This window comes from Ornithinibacillus gellani (assembly GCF_003730295.1).
GTDB classification, from domain to species: Bacteria; Bacillota; Bacilli; order Bacillales; family Amphibacillaceae; genus Ornithinibacillus_A; species Ornithinibacillus_A gellani.
The window spans coordinates 1-700 of record NZ_QTSZ01000045.1; the positions used below are offsets into that span (position 1 = coordinate 1).

At 46.1% G+C, this 700-nt stretch carries 2 tRNA genes and 1 rRNA gene; all 3 read left to right on the forward strand.

Annotated features, from left to right (window positions below):
- Positions 1-64: ribosomal RNA gene (locus DX933_RS13600) — 16S ribosomal RNA — on the forward strand; the annotation flags it as partial.
- A 269-nt stretch (positions 65-333) separates the two neighbouring features.
- A tRNA-Ile gene (locus DX933_RS13605) sits at positions 334-410 on the forward strand.
- Between the two features lie 22 nt (positions 411-432).
- Positions 433-505, forward strand: a tRNA-Ala gene (locus tag DX933_RS13610).
- Positions 506-700: the final 195 nt, after the last annotated feature.

Sequence of the window (700 nt, forward strand, 5' to 3'; positions counted from 1 at the left end):
AATGATTGGGGTGAAGTCGTAACAAGGTAGCCGTATCGGAAGGTGCGGCTGGATCACCTCCTTTCTAAGGATATAATAGAAGGCGGAAGCGGCCGTTTAGCAACGTACGGACTGGAGAAGTCCTGACGAGATAAAGGAAACTTGATGAACGAAAGTGAATCAAAGTTGACTTATCGTAGGAAGGAATTCGAAGTCCGCTAGTTGCTGGCCGCTGGAGCTAGACTATAATAACGGAACATGAATACCAACCACTTACGTGGTACGATTCATGAACATACTGTGTTGTTTGGTTCAGTTTTGAGAGATTAATTTTCCATCTATATGAAAATAGATGGGCCTGTAGCTCAGCTGGTTAGAGCGCACGCCTGATAAGCGTGAGGTCGGTGGTTCGAGTCCACTCAGGCCCACCATTAATCTAAATATTATACATCTGGGGCCTTAGCTCAGCTGGGAGAGCGCCTGCCTTGCACGCAGGAGGTCAGCGGTTCGATCCCGCTAGGCTCCACTTTTGTACCTTGAAAACCAAATAAGCGTAACAACGACATCAAACCAAAAAAAGTGGATACATTGCGGAAGCAATTGTAGAAGCTTGTTTTATTTACAATGCTTATTCATGAGAGATAGTTAAGTGAAGAAGAGCGCACGGTGGATGCCTTGGTACTAGGAGCCGAAGAAGGACGGGACTAACACCGATATGCCT